The 2,430-nt window shown below is 34.7% G+C and carries 3 protein-coding genes; all 3 read left to right on the forward strand.

Annotated features, from left to right (window positions below):
- Positions 1–51: 51 nt before the first annotated feature.
- The 3 genes from SMIDD26_RS01935 to SMIDD26_RS01945 are packed head-to-tail and all read left to right on the forward strand — an operon-like array spanning position 52 to position 2,256.
- The gene (locus SMIDD26_RS01935) at positions 52–555 is read left to right on the forward strand and encodes a hypothetical protein (RefSeq protein ID WP_050252322.1); all 504 of its coding nucleotides are present in this window, start codon (positions 52–54) and stop codon (positions 553–555) included.
- A 20-nt stretch (positions 556–575) separates the two neighbouring features.
- Positions 576–1,124, forward strand: coding sequence for a C1 domain-containing protein (locus SMIDD26_RS01940; protein ID WP_061438737.1), 549 nt, complete (start codon positions 576–578; stop codon positions 1,122–1,124).
- Positions 1,125–1,146: 22 nt separating this feature from the next.
- Entirely contained in the window at positions 1,147–2,256 is a 1,110-nt protein-coding gene (locus SMIDD26_RS01945; protein WP_061438738.1) for an SPFH domain-containing protein, read from the forward strand.
- The last annotated feature ends 174 nt before the right edge of the window (positions 2,257–2,430 follow it).

Genomic DNA, 2,430 nt, shown 5'->3' on the forward strand with positions numbered 1-2,430 from the left:
TTTTTAGCAAATATGATATGATGATTTCATAAATAAAAGGAGATTCTATCAATGAATAATGTAAAAAAAGTTTGTCGTTTAGCTTTGCTATGTCTTTCCGTCTCTACTCTAGTTGCTTGTAGTTCTCTTTCTGAAAAAACAAGTAGCTCTTCTAGTGAGAATCAAACAGAAGCTTCATCTAGTAGTTCTGAAAAGAAAGGATTGTTTGCTAAAGCAAAAGAAAAACTCAGTTCAAGCGATTTTAACCCACAAGATGTTAGCGATGCGACAATTGAGTCTATAAAAACCTATGAAGATTACTTGATTATGAATGAGAAAATAATCGATAATTACTATACAGAAGCAGACGAAGCCTTTAAAGGAACTGTTTTAGAAGATAGCGCTGCTATCCAAGAACTAAAAGATAGCACTAAAAAAGAAATGGAAGATTTGAAAAAACAATATGGTCCACTAAAGAAAGCACCGATTCAAGGGAAAGAAGAAGTGATTAAGACTCTAAAAGATTATCGTGATAATCTACATGAACAAGTGGAGCAGTGGAAAGCTAGTCTTTAATAGGAAGAGTGGAGTTCAATATGGATTATCAATTATTGCCACATGAATACATGGTTATGAATAGTGACCATGTGAGTTTTGGGAAAAATGGTTTGTCTACAGATGAATTAATTTTAACGAATCTACACTTAATATATATCAAAAAAGGTTTATGGGGAGGAAAAAAAGACCAAGTTACCATTCCCATTAACCAGATTAAAATTTTTGAAGGGAAACCTCAAGTTTCAGTAACCAAAACCAATGGTGTGAAACGGTTGGAAATTTATTATAATGGCGGACAAGCTATCTTTTCTTTTAATAATACTAAGGATACTGACAAGTGGGCTAGAAACATTATTAAATTGATTTCAGGTGATACAAGTAATTTTGAAACCTTGGGAGATAGTAGCTTGTTTGGAGCAGATGTTTTGGCAGAAACATTTAAGGATACATTTGACACTTTTAAAGCAGGACTTGGGATTAAGGATGCAGAGCCAGAAAAGATTTCAACCAAGTGTAGCTTTTGTGGAGCACCTTTGTCAGGTCAAGTGAAGCAAACAGTAAGATGTGCCTATTGTGATATGGAGTAGAGTTTATAAGGGGGCAATTAAAGTGGGGTTGATAAAAGCAATTACAGATTCTATCGGTGGGACATTTGCAGATCAGTGGAAAGAAATTATCACAGTTCAAGCTTTTGATGAACATACAGCTGTAAGTCCCGGTATTGTTCAAGAAAGTAATAATGGTAGGGGTGTCAATACGAAGGGATCTGTCGGTGTTATTTCGAACGGATCCAAGATTTTTATTCCAGAAAATACTGCTGCCTTTATCTTTAGTCAGTCTGGTATCGAGGAAATTATTACAGAACCAGGTGGATATGAATACCAAAATGGTGAGAGCAGTGTTTTTAATGGTGATGGATTGAAAAAGTCACTGTTTGACAATGTTGTTAATCGTGTTGGATTCGGTGGTCAAAGTGATCAGCAAAAACAGATTTGTTTTGTTAATTTGAGAGAAATTCGTGATATTAAATTTGGGACTCGCGGTCCAGTCATGTATAATGATTTGTTTTATGGGACAGATTTAGAAGTACGTGCTTTTGGAACATTTTCTATCCAAATTACAGATGCTAAGCAATTTATCAGAAATTTTCTTCCTGCCAATGTGACTTATTATACTTTCGACAGTGCTCAAGCTAGATCACAAATAGTGACAGAGTTTCTCCAATCTTTTATTGTTGCACTTAATTCTTTGTCAACAACTTATCGTATTTCACAATTACCCTCACAAGCTGCAGTTCTTGCAGAACAAGTATCAAATGATGGACAGTATGCAGGGACTTGGAAAGAACGTTTTGGATTTGAGATTGTAAAAGTTGCCATTGCTAATATTGAGTTCTCACCAGAATCCAAGGAATTGGTTAAACAATTTTCATCAAATAAGATGAATTTAAAAGCTTATGATGATGTATCGCAGAAATCTTCTAATATTGCAGCACAACAAAAAATTGCATCAGGAGTGGAGCAACATGGTCTAGGTGATAGTGCTGGAATGATATTTGGAATGAATATGGCTCAAAGTTTAGATGAAAAAGCCATGAAACCAAGTCTATCATTAGATGAGCAAATCGAAGCACTTACAAAACTAAAATCTCTTTTAGATGCAGGGATATTATCTCAGGAAGAATTTGATCGAAAGAAAAAAGAAATTATGGATTTATAAGATGAAGCTCGAAAGTTCATAGTTATACTCAATGAAAATCAAAAAGCAAACTAGGAAGCTAGCCGCAAGCTGTACTTGGGTACGGTAAGGCGACGCTGACGTGGTTTGAATTTGATTTTCGAAGAGTATTAGTGTGTATTCAAGGAACATTTTAGTTGAAACAATAATAGACTA

Origin of the sequence: Streptococcus mitis (assembly GCF_001579035.1) — a bacterium.
In the GTDB taxonomy this organism is placed as follows: domain Bacteria; phylum Bacillota; class Bacilli; order Lactobacillales; family Streptococcaceae; genus Streptococcus; species Streptococcus mitis_J.